The following is a 17267-nucleotide window of genomic DNA, read 5'->3' on the forward strand; positions in this document are numbered from 1 at the left end:
GTCAGAGGTTAACCTGAGTTGGGCCACCGTTGTCGCCACGATCGTTAGTCTTTGGCGTGGAAGACTCGATGCCGCTGTTAACAGGTTTTGTCGGCGGCGGCGCGGTTTTATCCGCAGGTGGGAAGTAGAGTGGTCCCTTCAGTCCGCAGCCGGTCAGGCTAAACAGCGTGATGAGAACGGCAAGCGTTCGGAAAGCGTTTTTCATTATAAAGTTGCCCGTAAGTTCAAATCTGTTTCTATCATCGCAGGAGAAGACACAAAAGCAAGAGTTTGCCGCTTTCCTGCAACGGGAATTATTTAGCGTTATACTGCCGCCATCACGAAAAACAGGAACAAAACCATGAACGACAGTGAATTCCATCGCCTTGCCGACACCCTGTGGATGACCATCGAAGAACGTATCGACGACTGGGACGGCGACAGCGATATCGATTGTGAAATCAACGGCGGCATTCTGACCCTGAGCTTCGAAAACGGCAGCAAAATTATTATTAACCGCCAGGAACCACTTCACCAGGTGTGGCTGGCGGCCAAACAGGGCGGCTATCACTTTGATCTGAAGGGTGACGAGTGGGTTTGCGACCGCAGCGGCGAAACGTTCTGGGATCTTCTTGAACAGGCGGCGACCGCGCAGGCGGGTGAGGATGTAAGTTTCAGATAGTTTTGTTGCCCGGTAAGGCGTAGCCGCCACCGGGCGAAAAACCTCAGGAGAAATATTGCTGCAACAGCGGTGCGGTATCCTGATTAGCGGGTACTGCTGGGGTAATCGCCTGCGTACGGAACGGGATCACCTGCGCTCGCCCATCCACGTTCACAATCTGGTAGAACTGCGGCAGGTTGAAGTTGATAAAGCTGGAACCGTAGGTAAAGCGGTCATGTGAGGAAGAGTAGAAGCGGCTGACGTCGCGCACCAGCTCCTCTTTGCTGCCTTCACAGTGGTGATACACCTCGGCGCGGTTGGTCTCATCCAGAATGTAGATGTTGAACCCGGCATCGTCGCCAGACTCTTCAAAGAAGAATTGAATAATCCCTTCACTGGCAAAGCCGTCCACCACCTGCGGCAGCTTGACGTGGTTGGTTTCCACCTGAACTGAGAGGCCATGCAGCTTGTTGTGTGAAATCGCGCCGTAGAACTCAATGGCATTTTCCAGCTTCTGTACCGACACGTTCAGACGCTCGAAGAACAGGCCCCAGGTCTGCCCGGAGACGCGCAGCGCTTTAAAGCGCCCGGTTTCCTGACGGGTGCTGGAGAGACGTAGCTCGATACATTCAGAAACCAGCTGCTGCACGCGGGTACGAATTAAACCACGCAGGTGCTGGCTGTAGCAGAACACTTCGACGCTGTCCGGCGGCGCGGCGTCCTGGTGCATCTTGCCGAGAATGGTTTTCAGCGCTTCGATCATCGCCTGCTCGCCGTTAAAGTGCAGGGTACGCACTTCGTTCCACGAGTTGCGGTACAGCAGGTCTACGCTGCCCACCAGGCAGTTTTGCTGCTCGCCAAAGCTGAACACGTCCAGCTTGCGGAAGTCAAAATGAACCACCTGATTGCGGAAGGCCGCCGTCGGGTCGTATTCCAGGTTGACGATGATCGCCAGATGGCGGATCTCGCACGGGCTGTAGAGCGCTTTTGGCGTTGGCGCAGGCAGACGCAGCGGGAAGTGGTGCGAGACATCCGCCACCATCTCCTGCAGCTTGGCTAAATCGACCACCTCGTTGCCCTTGATAAACAGGCGCGTGCGCGAGGTCAGCAGGCCGTTAAACCAGGCCCACGCCACCAGCTTGTTCAGGTAGCGGTTATACTCCAGCGGCTGATGGCTGATGATCGAATCCATGCTTGGCGCACGGTTGTACAGATACCACCCGGTGCGGTTTGCGCGACCCGGCGGCACGTAAATAAAGGTCAGGTTTGGTTCAGACAGGTCAGGCGAAATCTGCGGGTTAACCAGGGTCACTTTGCCCGGGAGCGCTTCAAACGCGGCGTACAGCTTACGGGTTAACACCCCGATATCCTGAGGGCTGGCGGACACGCTGAGGTTGTTGCGGCGCGCAAAGCGGATCAGGTTACGGTAGCTCTGCATCATTGCGTCGAGCAGTTCATTGTGCGCTTCACGCACCTGATCGATCTTCCAGTTGGCGCGGTTATCGAGCATGGACAGACGCGCTTCGTCCCATCCCCACTCTTTCACTAGCTGACTGACCACTTCACGACGCCAGCCCACGCAGGCGCGCTCGCGGCTCAGCTTTTCACAGACTTTGAGATAGAAACATCGACGCACCAGGTCAAGACGCGTGGAATCATCAATGGCTTTCAGGTATTCGGTAACGCGCTCCAGCATCATGCAGTAGGCATCGAGCCCGTAGGAGACAATCTCCCCGTCGTGCAGGCGCTGCTTGATATCTTTCGCCAGCAGGCGCGGCGTAGGGTATTCCCACGAGTAGGCTTCGAGCAGCAGCGTTTTCAGCACCGCTTTATACGGTGAATCGATACTTTTGTAGAGCTGCCAGAGGCTTGCGCCAAAGTACTCTTCGGCGGACAGAGAGCTGAGGCCGCCCAGGTCCAGCCATTCGTTTGGCGTCAGTACGCCCTGCGCATAGAGCGACATGACGTAGTCATCGTAATGCTCTTCTTCTTCGCACGGGACCATATTCCACAGAATACGCTTTCCGGCGAGGCGAACGGCAGTACGGTAAAATTCATCCAGCAACAAGATGTGCTGAGTCGAGCCGCAGTCTTCACCACCCAGACTGCCGCTTTCGTTATGGCGGAAACGGTTTTCATCAATCAGGAAGAAGCTCACTTCCACGCCGAGCGAGGCTGCCCAGCTCTCCAGCAGGCTGCATTTACGCTGCAGTAGCTGGCGCTCTTCGTTATCGAGCCAGGATTGATGGCAGACCCAGATATCCAGGTCCGAAGAACAGCTCTGCCCTACCGATGAGGTACTCCCCATCGAGTAAACGCCGGTGATAGGCAGTTCACCTTTCGGAGAAACCTGAGGCGGCATGCCGCGGTAGAGTTCCAGCTCGTTCAGATAATGCTGTTGGGTTTCATCAGGCGTGAAGAGGCAAATGCCCTGGGGAACGTTACCATCAAGGTAGCCAGGCATCAGCGGATGGTGATAGTGCAATAATGTCGGCAGCAGACTGTATACCTGCTGGAAAGCAGGGCCCATGGCAGCAAGCGCGCGATCCACACGCAGTTGATTTATGGCATCCAGTCTCTGTTTCAGAGTCTCAATATAGAGGTACAAGACGTATCGCCTGATGTTTCCGGGTGTCGTAAGCTATTCAAAACACGAACAACAGCGAGCCCGCAGTATTTCAAAAAGATAACCGTTACCCTTTTTTCGCCCTTGTGATTATGGTGGTACCGACGAAAAAATGGTCTAAAACGTGATCAATTTAACACCTTGCCGGTTGACCGTAAAGAAAGATGCGCTACATACAAGTGTAGCACCGTTCTGTACGTGTAAATTCCTGAATACGGCTATGGCTGACGAATACGCCGCCTTGTCCCTCTCGCGCTTAATCAACCGTAAAACTGCCATCCCAGAGTCAACAATGTTAGGATGGTTAGCGATTGATAATGACGGTAACAAGCATGTTAGACAATGTTTTGAGAATTGCCACACGCCAAAGCCCTCTCGCGCTCTGGCAGGCACATTATGTTAAGCAGCGCCTTGAAGCCTGCCACAGTGGATTGCGCGTCGAGCTGGTGCCGATGGTCACGCGCGGTGACGTGATCCTGGATACGCCACTGGCGAAAGTGGGCGGCAAGGGCCTGTTTGTCAAAGAGCTGGAACTGGCATTGCTTGAGAACCGCGCCGATATCGCCGTACATTCGATGAAGGATGTGCCCGTCGAGTTCCCGGAAGGGCTGGGGCTGGTGACCATCTGCGAGCGCGAAGACCCGCGTGACGCGTTTGTCTCTAACCACTATGACTCGCTCGACGCGCTGCCTGCGGGTAGCGTGGTTGGCACGTCCAGTTTACGCCGTCAGTGTCAGATGGCGGAGCGTCGTCCTGACCTTATCATCCGCTCGCTGCGCGGCAACGTTGGCACGCGTCTGGGCAAGCTGGATAACGGCGATTACGATGCCATTATTCTCGCCGTTGCCGGCCTGAAGCGTCTGGGGCTGGAGTCACGCATTCGCGTGGCGTTGCCGCCAGAGCTGTCGCTGCCGGCCGTGGGTCAGGGTGCCGTCGGCATCGAGTGCCGTCTGGACGATGCGCGCACCCGCGAGCTGCTCGCCCCGCTGAACCATGACGAAACCGCTACCCGCGTAAAAGCCGAGCGGGCGATGAATACCCGCCTCGAAGGAGGGTGTCAGGTGCCGATTGGCAGCTATGCTGAATTAACCGATGGTGAACTGTGGCTGCGTGCGCTGGTCGGCGCCCCGGATGGTTCACAGATGGTGCGCGGCGAACGTCGCGGCAAGCCGCAGGATGCCGAGCAGCTTGGCGTTTCGCTGGCGGAAGAGCTGCTGAATAACGGCGCGCGTGAAATTCTGGCCGAGGTCTATAACGGAGAACCCCCTGCATGAGTATTCTTGTCACCCGCCCTTCTCCCGCAGGAGAGCAGTTAGTGAGCCGTCTGCGCGCACTGGGGCAGGTGGCCTGGAGTTTTCCGCTGATTGAATTCTCCCCCGGTCGGGAGCTCTCTGCGCTCGCCGACCAGATGAATACCCTGCAGGAAGGCGACCTGCTGTTTGCGCTATCGCAGCATGCCGTGGAATTTGCCCACGCGCAGCTGCAACAGCAGGGCCTGGCCTGGCCTGTCGCTCCGCGCTATTTCGCGATTGGCCGCACAACGGCACTGGTGCTTCATACCGTAAGCGGCGCGGATGTTCGTTATCCGTTAGATCGGGAAATCAGCGAAGTCTTGCTACAATTACCTGAATTACAAACTATTGCCGGAAAGCGCGCGCTTATTTTGCGCGGCAACGGAGGCCGCGAACTGCTGGGCGAAACGCTGCGTGAACGCGGGGCTGACGTCACGTTTGTTGAGTGCTACCAGCGCTGTGGGAAACACTACGACGGCGCGGAAGAGGCCATGCGCTGGCACGCGCGCGGAATTAATACGCTGGTGGTCACCAGCGGTGAAATGTTACAACAGCTTTGGTCGCTGATACCGCTTTGGTATCGCGAAAACTGGTTACTCCGCTGTCGGCTTCTGGTCGTCAGTGAGCGTCTGGCGAACCTCGCCCGGGAACTGGGCTGGCAGGATATTCGGATCGCTGATAACGCCGACAACGATGCGCTGCTGCGCGCATTACAATAACTCTCAAATGGGAAGCCATAATGACGGAACACGAAAAATCCTCCGCCGTGGTTGAAGAGACCAGGGAGACTGTGGACATAACGCCACAGCCAGAGACGACTGAGAAAACCGCTGAGAAGAAAAACGGCAGCAATAAAACCAGCCTCGCTTTGAGCGCGATTGCCATCGCCATTGCGCTGGCAGCCGGCGTTGGCCTGTATGGTCTGGTGAAGCAACAGAGTGCTAACCAGACGGCCACCAGCGATACGCTGGTGAATCAGCTTACCTCCCTGCAAAAAGCGCAGGAAACGCAGAAAACCGAGCTGGAAGCGGTGATTAAGCAGCAGGCCGCCGCGCTAGCCGAGGCAAACAGTAAACAGGAAGAGCTGACCAAACAGCTGGGTGAAGTACAGCAGAAAGTCGCCACGATTTCCGGCACCGATGCTAAAACCTGGCTGCTCTCGCAGGCCGATTTCCTCGTAAAACTCGCCGGGCGTAAACTGTGGAGCGATCAGGACGTGACCACCGCCGCCGCGCTGCTGAAAAGCGCCGATGCGAGCCTGGCAGACATGAACGATCCGAGCCTCATCGCAGCCCGTCGCGCGATTACCGAAGATATCGCCAGCCTCTCCGCCGTTTCGCAGGTGGATTACGACGGCATTATCCTCAAGGTGAACCAGCTTTCGAATCAAATTGATAACCTGCAGCTGGCGGATAATAACGACGACGACTCCCCGATGGATTCCGACGGTACCGAACTTTCCAGCTCCCTGAGCGAATGGCGCATTAACCTGCAGAAAAGCTGGCAGAACTTTATGGACAGCTTCATTACCATCCGTCGCCGCGACGAAACCGCCGTACCGCTCCTGGCGCCGAATCAGGATATCTATCTGCGCGAAAATATCCGTTCCCGCCTGCTGGTCGCGGCGCAGGCCGTGCCGCGCCATCAGGAAGAGACCTACAAACAGGCGCTGGATAACGTCTCAACGTGGGTGCGCGCCTACTACAACACCGATGATGCGACGACCACCGCCTTCCTCGAAGATATCGACAAGCTGAGCCAGCAGAACATCACCATGAACGTGCCGGATAAGCTGGCCAGCCAGCCGATTCTGGAGAAGCTGATGCAGACGCGCGTGCGTAATCTGCTGGCGCAGCCGGGCGTTCCGGCCGAGCAGACCGGCACAGCGCCAGCGCCTGAAAGCGCGCCACAGGGAGAGTAATGATGCTAAAAGTCCTTTTACTCTTCATCCTGCTGATCGCCGGGATCGTCCTGGGGCCGATGCTTGCGGGTCATCAGGGATACGTCCTGATCCAGACCGATAACTACAACATTGAAACCAGCGTAACGGGTCTGGCGATCGTTCTGATCCTCGGCGTCGTGGTACTGCTTGCCGTTGAATGGATCCTGCGCCGTATTTTCCGTACCGGTGCCCATACCCGCGGCTGGTTCGTAGGCCGTAAGCGCCGCCGCGCCCGTAAGCAAACGGAACAGGCGCTGCTGAAGCTGGCCGAAGGCGATTATCAGCAGGTTGAAAAGCTGATGTCGAAAAACGCCGATCACGCAGAACAGCCGGTGGTGAACTATCTTCTGGCAGCCGAAGCGGCCCAGCAGCGCGGTGATGAAGCCCGCGCTAACCAGCATCTGGAACGCGCGTCTGAACTGGCGTCTGGCGACCCGATCCCAGTGGAAATTACCCGCGTCCGCCTGCAGCTCGCGCGCAATGAGAACCACGCGGCGCGCCACGGCATTGACCGTCTGCTGGAAATCGCACCACGTCATCCGGAAGTCCTGCGCCTTGCGGAGCAGGCCTATATTCGTACCGGCGCGTGGGGCTCGCTGCTGGACATCATTCCGTCGATGGCGAAGGCCGAGGTGGGTGATGATGAGCATCGTGATGAGCTTCAGCGTCTCGCATGGATTGGCCTGATGGATCAGGCGCGCGCCGACCTGGGCAGCGACGGTCTGAAAACCTGGTGGAAAAATCAGAGCCGGAAAACGCGCCAGCAGGTTCCTCTGCAGGTGGCTATGGCGGAACATCTTATTGAGTGTGACGATCATGACACCGCGCAGGAGATCCTCCTCGACGGCCTGAAGCGCCAGTACGACGATCGTCTGGTCATGGTGATCCCGCGCCTGAAAACCAATAACCCTGAGCAGGTCGAGAAAGTGCTGCGCCAGCAGATCAAAACCGTCGGTGACCGTCCGCTGCTGTGGAGTACGCTGGGCCAGTCGCTGATGAAGCACGGGGAATGGCAGGAGGCGAGCCTGGCCTTCCGTGCAGCGCTGAAACAGCGTCCGGACGCGTTTGACTACGCGTGGCTTGCCGATACGCTCGACAAACAGCATAAGCCAGAAGAGGCAGCCGCCATGCGGCGTGATGGGCTGTTATTGACGCTGCAAAATAACGGAACGCAGCAGTAATTCATCAGGAGGCCAGACGGCCTCCTTTTTTTATCACTGTTCTCCTGCTACATTCTTTACACCGACAGCCGCAAACGAACCCGCCAATGTAACGATATCTTTTCATTAACCTTTTTTCGCACATGCGCGATCTGCGCATGGACTAAATCGTTTCTGAAAGGAAAGCGTCATGAACTCGCTTTTATACGCGCTTATTGAAGCGCTGCGCTGCCATCGCTGGCTGCGCCTGCTTGCCTGTGCTTTTATCTTCTCTTCTCTGGGAAATGGGTTAACCCAGGTCGTCGTCTTCGGCCTGCTGTTAGCGTGGTCGGCCCCGCCAGCGCTGCTGACCCTCGCTTTTCTGTTCGCCACGGTGCCGGGGTTTATCGGCAGCATGCTCGGCGAAAGGCTGTGCTCGCGCTTTTCTCCGATATCCCTGCTGATATTGACCGAAGGACTGGGCTTACTTGCCCTGCTCTTTCCCCTGCTTGGCGTGGGTTATCATAGCGTTGCCGCGTTACTCGCCGTGCAATCCACCGAAGCGCTGCTCAGCGGGATGAGCTGGCCCGCCCTGACTTTACTCTTTAAGCGCGGACTCAGCGAAACGGAACTGCCTGCCGCCACCTGCCTGGAAAATGTGATTTTTGCGTCTCAGGTGTTATTAGGTACCGGGCTGGGCGTGGTGCTTTTTCAGAAGATACCCGTGCTCGCCTTGCTGGCCATTGATGCCATCAGCTTTCTCGGGTCGCTGGTCATGCTATGGCTGGCGGGAGGCCTGTTTACTTCGGCGTCACGCACCGGCCATGTGGAAAAGGGGGCTTCAGCGACATTGCGCTGGCAGACATTGACCGTTCGGCAGAAACGCAGCTTGCTCATTTTGCCGGCGCTGGCCGCCGTCGGGTCACCTGCGATGGCGCTTCTTCCGGCGCTGGCCCAGCAGCTCCGTCCTCAGGACGCGGCGGGCCTTGCTCTGCCTTTGCTTTTCGCGAGGAGTATGGGGCAGCTTTGCGGCCCTCTGCTGCTGCAAAGAGACAGCCTGGCGCGTTTTGCGGCTCATACGCCGCGACTGTTGCTTTGCCTCGGCATCTTTCTGGCCGCTTATGGAATGCTGCCGTTTATGGCCGGCTGGATAGGGTATGCGCTGGGGATGATCTTTGTCGCGCATCTGGCCTCAAACGTGATTTTTGCGGCGGGTACGTTTGGCGTACTCAGTAATTTTCAGGCCGCGCAAACCGCTATAGCCAGCGGTAAAGCCTGGCGCTGGCAAACGCTCAGTGCCTCTCTTTTTACCGGAGTAGCAGCGATAGTGGCATCAGGGTTTGGCTCAGTACAGGCGCTTTATATGGTTTCGTCAGCGGCTCTGCTGATGGTTGCCCTCATCATGCGCTTTTATCGGGAATAAGACATAAAAAAACGCCTGCTATAAAAGCAGGCGTTAAAACAGGTCTGTAAGACAACATATTTGGTGCTTCACTCAACGTTATGTCCATGGTGTCTGATGAGGCCGAAGCGACATCTGTCAGTGGACGATAAGCACCGTAAATGGCTCTGCGTCATTCCTGAGTTTATGAGGCACTAAGGCGAACATAAGAGATGGAATGAGCATCTACTCGTATATTATTGCACGTAACGTGCCAGATTTACACGCAGAAGTTTTACATGGCGCAACATTTTAAGATAAAAGGAAATTATGCTGTTCAGCGGCATCTGACGCTTCACAACGTATCGGCAAAAGCATAAATATGTCGCCAGGAAGAGACAGCAAATCCCGTAAATAATTATTTCCTGTAATTTCAATTTGTTGTATGTCGCTGAATCGCGACAGTGATACAGGGCGCTGTCGGGGGATAACTACAGGGGAGAAAAGTTGCAGAAAACAAAAAACCCCGCCGAAGCGGGGTTCAAAATTGGTCGGCGAGAGAGGATTCGAACCTCCGACCCACTGGTCCCAAACCAGTTGCGCTACCAAGCTGCGCTACTCGCCGATGTACTGCTTTTTTGAATTTTTAGTTCAATTTATTAAAAAGTCGTGGTGCGAGGGGGGGGACTCGAACCCCCACATCCTAAGGACACTAACACCTGAAGCTAGCGCGTCTACCAATTCCGCCACCTTCGCAATTCACAACTCTTTCAATAATGGGGTGGCTAATGGGATTCGAACCCACGACAACTGGAATCACAATCCAGGGCTCTACCAACTGAGCTATAGCCACCACTGTATTCTTTCACGCGGTACTGACTACTTCTCAGACCACCGCAGCTCTAGCGCCGGGAACTAAAATGGCGCGCCCGACAGGATTCGAACCTGAGACCTCTGCCTCCGGAAGGCAGCGCTCTATCCAGCTGAGCTACGGGCGCTTAGCGCCGTTGCGGGGCTGGATATTACGTACCTCCGCCCCCGCTGTCTAGTGCTTTTTTGAAAAAAATGCGCGTTTGGTTATGGTTTGCACATTTTGCCGCTTATTCCTCCACTTTCTGCGTGGTGGCACGGCGACCCAGGCCAAGAAGCTTATACGCGGCCGTCACTGCCGCCAGGAAGATCAGCCCGACAAACAGCGACATGCGGGTATCTTCATTAAAGTACATTCCAATTAATACGCAAATCAGGAACGCCATCGTCAAATAGTTCGCATACGGGAACAGAATCGAGCGAAACGGATGGCTGGCGATCGCTTTTTTATGCGCATGGCGGAAACGCAGTTGGCTGATGAGGATAACAAACCACGGCACCATGCCCGGCAACACGCTGGCGCTGTAGACGTAAACAAACACGCGCTGTGGATTAGGAATGATGTAATTCAGGCAGGAACCAATCAGCAGGATGACAATGGAGACCGCTACGCCCGCTACCGGCACGCCAGCGCGTGAGACTTTACTCATTGTCGCAGGCAGCTGGTTATTTTTCGAGAGCGCGTAGAGCATACGGCCACAGCTGTACATCCCGCTGTTACAGCCTGACAGCGCTGCCGTCAGAACCACAAAGTTGATGATACCCGCTGCTGCTGTAATTCCGATCTTCGCAAAGGTTAATACGAACGGACTCCCCGTCGTCCCGATTTCGTTCCACGGGAAGATGGTGACGATGACGAAGATCGCACCCACGTAGAAAATCAGGATACGCCATAGCACTTTGCCCACCGCACTACGCAGCGTGACCTGCGGGTTTTTCGCTTCACCGGCGGTAATCCCGATCAGCTCCACGCCCTGGTACGAGGCCACAACGATACACAGCGCCGTCAGGAAGCCCTTCCAGCCGCCGGCGAAGAAGCCGCCGTGTTCAGTCAGGTTGCCAAAGCCGATGGCGTGTCCGCCGTTGCCAAAGCCATAAAAAATCACGCCCAAACCAATAACAATCATCACGATGATGGTGGTCACTTTGATCATCGCAAACCAGAACTCGATTTCACCGTAAAGGCGCACGGCTGCAAGGTTTGCCAGGGCCACCAGCCCCACGGCAATGAGAGCCGGTATCCACTGGGCCATGTCCGGGAACCAGAACTGGACGTAAACCCCTATCGCGGTGATTTCAGAGATGCCCACCGCCATCCACATAAACCAGTATGACCAGGCCGTCAGGTAACCAAAGAACGGGCTCATATACCGGTGTGCGTAAACGGCGAAGGAACCGGTCACCGGCTCCAGAAAGAGCATTTCACCCATTGAGCGCATGATGAAGAAAACAAACAGCCCGGCGATGATATACGCCAGTAATACGGAAGGGCCTGCCCATTTTAGGGTGCTTGCGGAGCCCATAAACAGGCCAACGCCGATAGTGCCGCCCAGCGCTATCAGTTCGATGTGACGAGCTTCCAGCCCACGCTGTAGCTCCGGTTGTTTCTCTGCCATAGATCCTCGATTGTGTTTGCTGTTTCCCGGCTTAATACCGGTTATTGTTTTTTAGGGGTACTAAAATACGGTGCGAATGGTTTCTTAAAATCGGCCAAATGGCAAACGATGCATTAAAAAAATGAATGCATTGCACAAAATATCAGCAGTTTTGCAGGCGAGTTGCAGCGCGAATAGCATATCGCGCTGCATTCTGATTACATTTTCCCGGTATAGTGCCAGGCGAGGTAGCGAAGCAGACGAATCTGTCGTTTAATGCGCGTCGGTTGCGATAGCAGGCGGTAAAGCCACTCCAGCCCCAGATTTTGCCAGACCTTTGGCGCACGCTTAACATGGCCGGTGAAGACGTCGTAGGTGCCGCCGACGCCCATATAGAGGGCATCCGGACAGACCAGACGGCAGTCGCGCATCAGGATCTCCTGGCGCGGGGATCCCATCGCCACGGTGACGATTTTTGCCCCGCTGTCGCGCACGCGGGCAAACAAAGCCTGCTGGTCTTCAGGCTTGAAGTAACCATTCTGGCTGCCGACGATATTCACATTCCATTGACGACGCAGTTTCTCTTCGGTCTCGGCCAGCACTTCAGGCTTACCGCCAATCAGGAAGACTGGCGTACCTTCCGCGCCTGCGCGGGCCATAAGCTGCTCCCAGAGGTCGGCACCCGCCACGCGGGAAACATTAGCGTCAGGATACTTTTTACGGATAGAGCGGACCACGCTGATACCGTCCGCGTATTTAAATTCAGCCGCTTCAATCAGGCTTTTCACCTCGGCGTTATCTTCCACCGCCAGCATCTTTTCCGCGTTGATAGCAACCAGCGTACCGGATTTCATCTGCCCGTCGGCGAACAGAAAGTCCAGCGCGTGCTGCATGTCGCGCCAGCCAATAAGCTGCAGGCCACGAAGCGCATAGCGCGGTGCAGAAATTTTATCAGTCATTACTTTCCCTACTCAGACTTGCGACAGCGTTGTGTTGCCCTGTTGCTCGCGCTTGTGCACAAGCCCTGCGCTGTCGAACAGCCAGTACAACAGTTTGGCCAGTAACAGGCAGATGCCAAAAACGACCATGAAGAACACCACGCGTGAAACGAACGAGTCCAGACCCTCGCGCGCCAGAACGATCATATTGAAAATGGCACCAAAGCAAAAACTGTGCAAAATAGCCGCCTTGTAGCGGTTGGTCTCTTCGTTACCACGCACGTAGAGCCAGTCGAACCACTTGATAATCAGCCCTACGACAAACGCGCCCGGCAGGATAAACCAGCCTCCTCCCATCACCACCAGGGAACCAATCAACGTTGGCGAGATCGCCAGGCCCGAATGGTTGTTGAGCACTTCCCAGGTAAAATAGTTCGCGGTATTGAGCACCACACCAGGGCGGTCCGGCCACAGCCAGCTCGGGATAAAGACGTAGAAGTCGCGAACAATCGGCGCCAGCCCCTGGAAATCAATCTTGTCGTAGTTTTGCAGCAGCAATGCCAGATTTTCCCACGGCGAGAAGGTGTCGCGCGTCAGGTAGAGGAACGTGTAAAACGCCTCATCGCCCGCCACGTTCATCCCGTAGCGCTTCAGCGCCAGCCAGAACATCCCCACAATGCCAAACACGCCTGCCGCAACCAGCATCCACAGCGAGATCCAGCCGCGGATAATGCCGATAAACAGGAAGATAGCGAAAGCAATGATAATGTTGGCGCGCGTACCGCCCACAATCATGTAGGTCAGGATACCGAACGCAACGGTACTGACCAGGAAGAACAGCCACGCTTTGCTGTCCTGGCGCAGGAAGAAGATCACCAGCATCGCCGGGATGAAGAAATAGAAGAATCGCTTAAGCGCCACGCCTGAGACTTCGGCCGAAAAAATCTGGCTGTAGGAGTGGAGCTTAAACAGCAGGAAGCCGTTATGCATGAAGAAGATGCCAACGCTGACCAGGGCGATGGTCATGAGCATCACCCACGTCAGATGGGTCTCCACCCGGTTCATGGTAAAGAGCGCCCGACGCGGGGCGGCGGCCTGCGCTGGCCGCAGACGCGTTTTATAGGTGACGTAGTAAACCGCATAGAAGCAAGTCGCCGCCAGCAGGGCCTGGAGGAGAATCTCCGGCGGCGCGACGCTCACGTCAAAACGGAAGACCAGAATGCTGGTCAGCGGGAAGCCGAAAAAGAAGGTCAGCAGAAACAGCAACGAGAAGAACACGTTAAAGTTGAAGCGCACGCGGCGGAACTCAAACCAGGTGAGCGTGGCGATAAACAGGGTGCTCAGAAGCCAGACAACCAGTAAGCCGCTGAATTGCAACTGACTCATGCGTTGTCTCCTGAAGCGATACGCAGCGCGCGGTGCCACGGCGTGAGGTAATTCGGGCTGAAAAAGTCGATGCTATTTTTATCCACCAGCGTGAGCTGGCGCTGTGCTTCACGCACCACTTCGACATTCAGCGTGTCTGAGGTGAACAGCACCGGAATATGCTGCTCGGCCATGTCCTGCCAGAACGGGTTGTCGCGGTTGAGCACGCACGGTACACCCGCCTGAATCAGCAGGCACAGCGTACCAATACCCTGCTGGCGGGCAAAGATGAAATAGCCCAGATCGCATTTTCGCAGCAGCGCAAGATAGTCATCAAACTCCAGCTTTTCGCTGAGAATGTGCAGATTTCCTTCGCTGAATAACGCAAGCCCCTGCTGGCGAACCTCATCAATATAGGCGTCGTTGTTGACCGGATAACCCATCGGCACCACCACGTTCACCGTGTCGCCAAACTGCTGGTATACCGCCCGTAGCGCGGCCACATGTTCGTTACTGCGGTCGCCGGAATTCCCCACCAGGATCGTCAGCTTGCCTTCGCGAACCGCGTCATTCGCCATGGTGTTCAGCGCCGGGTCCATACGGGTTGGGAAATAGAGTAGCTCGCCGCGCACGTTCGGGTGCTGCTTCGCAAAATAATTCAGATCGCCGCGGGTGGCAAAAACGCGGCCCACCCTTCCCTGCGCCATGCGACGCAGGGGATAGAAAAGACGGAACTTCCAGCCGCGGGAAACTTCGTAGAGATCGGCTCCCCAGATATGCCAGCTGCACTGGGAGGGTTTAATTCCCCCGCTGAGCAGAGCCAGCCACAGGCCGGTATTGAACTGCCCGTGGAAAAAGAAACGTTGCTCACGATCCGCTTTGGCTTTGGCAATAACCGCCTTCGCCAGGGAAGCTTTATCCGGCCAGAAGGCGATAGTCAGCGCCGGAAACGCCGCGCTCAGGCCATTATCCTGACCTGCAACCATAAACTCGCGCGCATCAGGATTTCCTGATGCCAGCTCGTCGTTAAAGAACCGCAAAACGGTCTGGTTATGGTGTGGGATATCCGATCCCAGGATATGAATCAGTGCAGTCATGCGCGTTTACGCCACAATAAAAATACGCCGCAGCAGGCAGCGAAATAAACGATATAGGTTGCCATATAGGCCTGAGCCGCCCCCAGCGCACCGTGCGCGGGTATCAACCAGTGTGAAAATGCTGTCAGTAGCGCAAACTGGCTAATCTCCGCCAGGATATACAACCGCAGCGAAGCTTTCGCAATCACCAGATAGCCGAAAACGTAAGCCCCCACTTTCAGCACATCGCCCACAAGTTGCCAGGCAAAGAGATCGCGCATGGCGGTAAACTTTGCGGAGAAAAGCAGCCAGATGGCAACATCGCGCAATAGCCAGACGGTCAAACTGGCCGCCGCCACAGCGGGTAATACGAAACGCAAGGAGCGGGAAATTTCGCGGGTAATATCCTGCCGGGACGTCAGGCGCGATAAGGTTGGCAGCAAATAAACGCTAAAGGAAGCCGTTATAAACTGGAGGTAAGCGTCGGAAATACTGCTTACCCCTTGCCAGATCCCCACCTCATCCCAGCTGTAATGCGCCGCCAGCAGGTTTCGCATCATCACGTATGCCACTGGCAGCGTGACGGAAGTAATGAGCGCCATCAGGGTAAACTTACCCAGTTGGCTGGCAAGCACCTTGTCCCATTGTGGTTTCAGGTAGCTCAGAGGGATAACGCCCCGACGCATCAGCATAAATGCCGCAGGCACAACAACCAGCGCCGGGACCAGCGCAAGCCCCAACAGTGCGCCTTCATAGCCGCCCAGGCGATAGCAGAAGTAATAGGCAATCACGCCGATGACGCTGCCCAGGATTAAGGCAAGCGCGTTCCCGGCAGCATCGCGAAAACCTTTCATCAGCGCCAGCAGCAGGTTAGCCCAGGCAATACCCATCTGGACCAGCGCAACCAGACGCACCAGCCCCTGGTAATGGGTGTGCCCGAACAATCCCTGGCTGATGGGCGCCGCCGCCAGCAGAAACACAATCGCCAGCAGGGTCGAAAAGCCCGTCACCATCGCCGACGCGGTGCCCACTACCCTGCGAAGCTGGGCCGCATCATCATGATATTGAGCAACGTATTTGGTCACGCCGTTGAAGATTCCGGCACCGGCCAGCACACCAAGGACGGTGACAAGCTGGCGGAAGTTGCCCGCCAGCCCCACACCAGAGGGCCCAAATGAGACGGCCAGCAGCTTTACGACCAGCAGTCCGGCACCAATTTTTACAAGCGTGGACGCGGCGGTCCACACCGATGCTTTTGCCAGAGACATATCAGCTGAAATAGCTCAGAAGGGTATTGATCACCGTACGCTGGTTAACTGGTGCGAGGTTGTAGAACAGCGGCAAGCGAAGCAAACGCTCACTTTCTTTCGTAGTGTAACGATCTTCACCCGCAAACGTGCCAAATGCTTCTCCGGCCGGGCTGGAGTGCAGCGGGATATAGTGGAACACCGCCATAATTTCGGCCTCTTTCAGCCAGGCGATGAGCTGGCTGCGATCGTCGTTATCGCGCAGCTTGATGTAGAACATGTGGGCATTATGGACGCAATCGGCCGGAATGGTTGGCAACTCAATACGCCCGGCTTTGGCCAGAGGCTCCAGCGCGTCGTAATAGGTTTGCCAGAGGGACAGACGCTGGAGATTAATCCGCTCAGCCGCTTCCAACTGCGCCCACAGGTATGCCGCCTGCAGATCCGCCATCAGATAGCTGGAGCCGATATCGCGCCAGGTGTACTTATCAACCTGACCGCGGAAGAACTGACTGCGGTTGGTGCCTTTTTCGCGGATCACTTCCGCACGCTCAACCAGGGCACGATCGTTAATCAGCGTCGCACCGCCCTCACCGCCAGCGGTGTAGTTTTTCGTTTCGTGGAAGCTGAAGCAGCCAATGTGGCCGATCGTGCCCAGCGCGCGCCCCTTGTAGGTGGACATCACGCCCTGCGCGGCATCTTCAACCACAAACAGGTTGTGCTTTTTGGCGATCGCCATGATGGTGTCCATTTCACAGGCCACGCCCGCGTAGTGAACCGGCACAATCGCGCGCGTTTTATCGGTGATCGCCGCTTCAATCAGCGTCTCATCAATGTTCATGGTGTCCGGGCGGATATCCACAAAGACAATTTTCGCCCCGCGCAGGACAAAGGCGTTTGCCGTGGAGACGAAGGTATAGCTCGGCATGATCACTTCATCACCGGGCTGGATATCCAGCAACAGGGCCGCCATTTCCAGCGATGCCGTGCAGGACGGGGTCAGCAGCACCTTAGCGCTGCGAAAACGCTGCTCCATCCACTGCTGACAGCGACGGGTAAAACCGCCGTCACCGCAGAGTTTGCCGCTGCCCATGGCAGACTGCATATAGTCGAGCTCGGTTCCCACGACGGGTGGTGCGTTAAATGGAATCATCTT

14 protein-coding genes and 4 tRNA genes are annotated in these 17267 nt (G+C 56.1%); 6 read left to right on the top strand and 12 right to left on the bottom strand.

The features are described from left to right. Position 1: 1 nt before the first annotated feature. Positions 2-205, bottom strand: a complete 204-nt coding sequence (locus AB8818_RS21085) for a lipoprotein (RefSeq protein ID WP_041911830.1) — start codon at positions 203-205, stop codon at positions 2-4. A 135-nt stretch (positions 206-340) separates the two neighbouring features. On the opposite strand from AB8818_RS21085, the gene cyaY reads away from it, so the two are divergent. Next, positions 341-661, top strand: a complete 321-nt coding sequence (cyaY, locus tag AB8818_RS21090) for an iron donor protein CyaY (RefSeq protein WP_003860816.1) — start codon at positions 341-343, stop codon at positions 659-661. Between the two features lie 43 nt (positions 662-704). Here the strand turns inward: cyaY and cyaA are convergent, their stop codons facing one another. After that, complete coding sequence (gene cyaA, locus AB8818_RS21095) at positions 705-3248, bottom strand: class I adenylate cyclase (protein WP_116343703.1); 2544 nt, start codon at positions 3246-3248, stop codon at positions 705-707. A gap of 350 nt (positions 3249-3598) precedes the next feature. Between cyaA and hemC the strand changes: the two genes are divergently transcribed. The 5 genes from hemC (at position 3599) to AB8818_RS21120 (ending at position 9062) form a co-directional block, all read left to right on the top strand. After that, complete coding sequence (gene hemC, locus AB8818_RS21100; protein WP_192985003.1) at positions 3599-4540, top strand: hydroxymethylbilane synthase; 942 nt, start codon at positions 3599-3601, stop codon at positions 4538-4540. Then, positions 4537-5277 (top strand): uroporphyrinogen-III synthase, encoded by a 741-nt coding sequence (gene hemD / locus AB8818_RS21105; protein WP_192985005.1) that lies wholly within the window; start codon positions 4537-4539, stop codon positions 5275-5277. The genes hemC and hemD overlap by 4 nt, the downstream gene beginning before the upstream one ends. A gap of 20 nt (positions 5278-5297) precedes the next feature. Next, positions 5298-6479 carry a uroporphyrinogen-III C-methyltransferase gene (gene hemX, locus AB8818_RS21110; RefSeq protein ID WP_192985007.1) on the top strand — a complete coding sequence of 394 codons (1182 nt, stop codon included), beginning with the start codon at positions 5298-5300 and terminating at the stop codon, positions 6477-6479. Between the two features lie 2 nt (positions 6480-6481). Next, positions 6482-7681, top strand: coding sequence for a protoheme IX biogenesis protein HemY (gene hemY, locus AB8818_RS21115; protein ID WP_116343728.1), 1200 nt, complete (start codon positions 6482-6484; stop codon positions 7679-7681). Positions 7682-7850: 169 nt separating this feature from the next. Next, complete coding sequence (locus AB8818_RS21120; protein ID WP_163330941.1) at positions 7851-9062, top strand: MFS transporter; 1212 nt, start codon at positions 7851-7853, stop codon at positions 9060-9062. A 506-nt stretch (positions 9063-9568) separates the two neighbouring features. Here the strand turns inward: AB8818_RS21120 and AB8818_RS21125 are convergent. From AB8818_RS21125 to rffA, 10 genes are all read right to left on the bottom strand, one after another. Continuing rightward, a tRNA-Pro gene (locus tag AB8818_RS21125) sits at positions 9569-9645 on the bottom strand. A gap of 45 nt (positions 9646-9690) precedes the next feature. Beyond that, positions 9691-9776, bottom strand: a tRNA-Leu gene (locus AB8818_RS21130). A 21-nt stretch (positions 9777-9797) separates the two neighbouring features. Continuing rightward, positions 9798-9873, bottom strand: a tRNA-His gene (locus AB8818_RS21135). A 68-nt stretch (positions 9874-9941) separates the two neighbouring features. Then, positions 9942-10018: transfer RNA gene (locus AB8818_RS21140), tRNA-Arg, on the bottom strand. Positions 10019-10120: 102 nt separating this feature from the next. Continuing rightward, on the bottom strand, positions 10121-11506 hold the full coding sequence (locus AB8818_RS21145; RefSeq protein ID WP_116343698.1) for an amino acid permease: 1386 nt from the start codon (positions 11504-11506) through the stop codon (positions 10121-10123). A gap of 197 nt (positions 11507-11703) precedes the next feature. Continuing rightward, positions 11704-12444 carry a lipopolysaccharide N-acetylmannosaminouronosyltransferase gene (gene wecG, locus AB8818_RS21150; RefSeq protein ID WP_192985193.1) on the bottom strand — a complete coding sequence of 247 codons (741 nt, stop codon included), beginning with the start codon at positions 12442-12444 and terminating at the stop codon, positions 11704-11706. Between the two features lie 12 nt (positions 12445-12456). Then, positions 12457-13809 carry an ECA oligosaccharide polymerase gene (gene wzyE, locus AB8818_RS21155; RefSeq protein WP_116343696.1) on the bottom strand — a complete coding sequence of 451 codons (1353 nt, stop codon included), beginning with the start codon at positions 13807-13809 and terminating at the stop codon, positions 12457-12459. Then, on the bottom strand, positions 13806-14885 hold the full coding sequence (locus AB8818_RS21160; protein ID WP_192985197.1) for a TDP-N-acetylfucosamine:lipid II N-acetylfucosaminyltransferase: 1080 nt from the start codon (positions 14883-14885) through the stop codon (positions 13806-13808). The genes wzyE and AB8818_RS21160 overlap by 4 nt, the downstream gene beginning before the upstream one ends. After that, positions 14882-16132 (bottom strand): lipid III flippase WzxE, encoded by a 1251-nt coding sequence (wzxE, locus tag AB8818_RS21165; protein ID WP_192985199.1) that lies wholly within the window; start codon positions 16130-16132, stop codon positions 14882-14884. The genes AB8818_RS21160 and wzxE overlap by 4 nt, the downstream gene beginning before the upstream one ends. 1 nt (position 16133) lies before the next feature. Beyond that, the gene (gene rffA, locus AB8818_RS21170) at positions 16134-17264 is read right to left on the bottom strand and encodes a dTDP-4-amino-4,6-dideoxygalactose transaminase (protein ID WP_116343693.1); all 1131 of its coding nucleotides are present in this window, start codon (positions 17262-17264) and stop codon (positions 16134-16136) included. Positions 17265-17267 lie beyond the last annotated feature (3 nt).

Origin of the sequence: Enterobacter sp. KB-280D8, from assembly GCF_041399405.1 — a bacterium.
In the GTDB taxonomy this organism is placed as follows: domain Bacteria; phylum Pseudomonadota; class Gammaproteobacteria; order Enterobacterales; family Enterobacteriaceae; genus Enterobacter; species Enterobacter cloacae_N.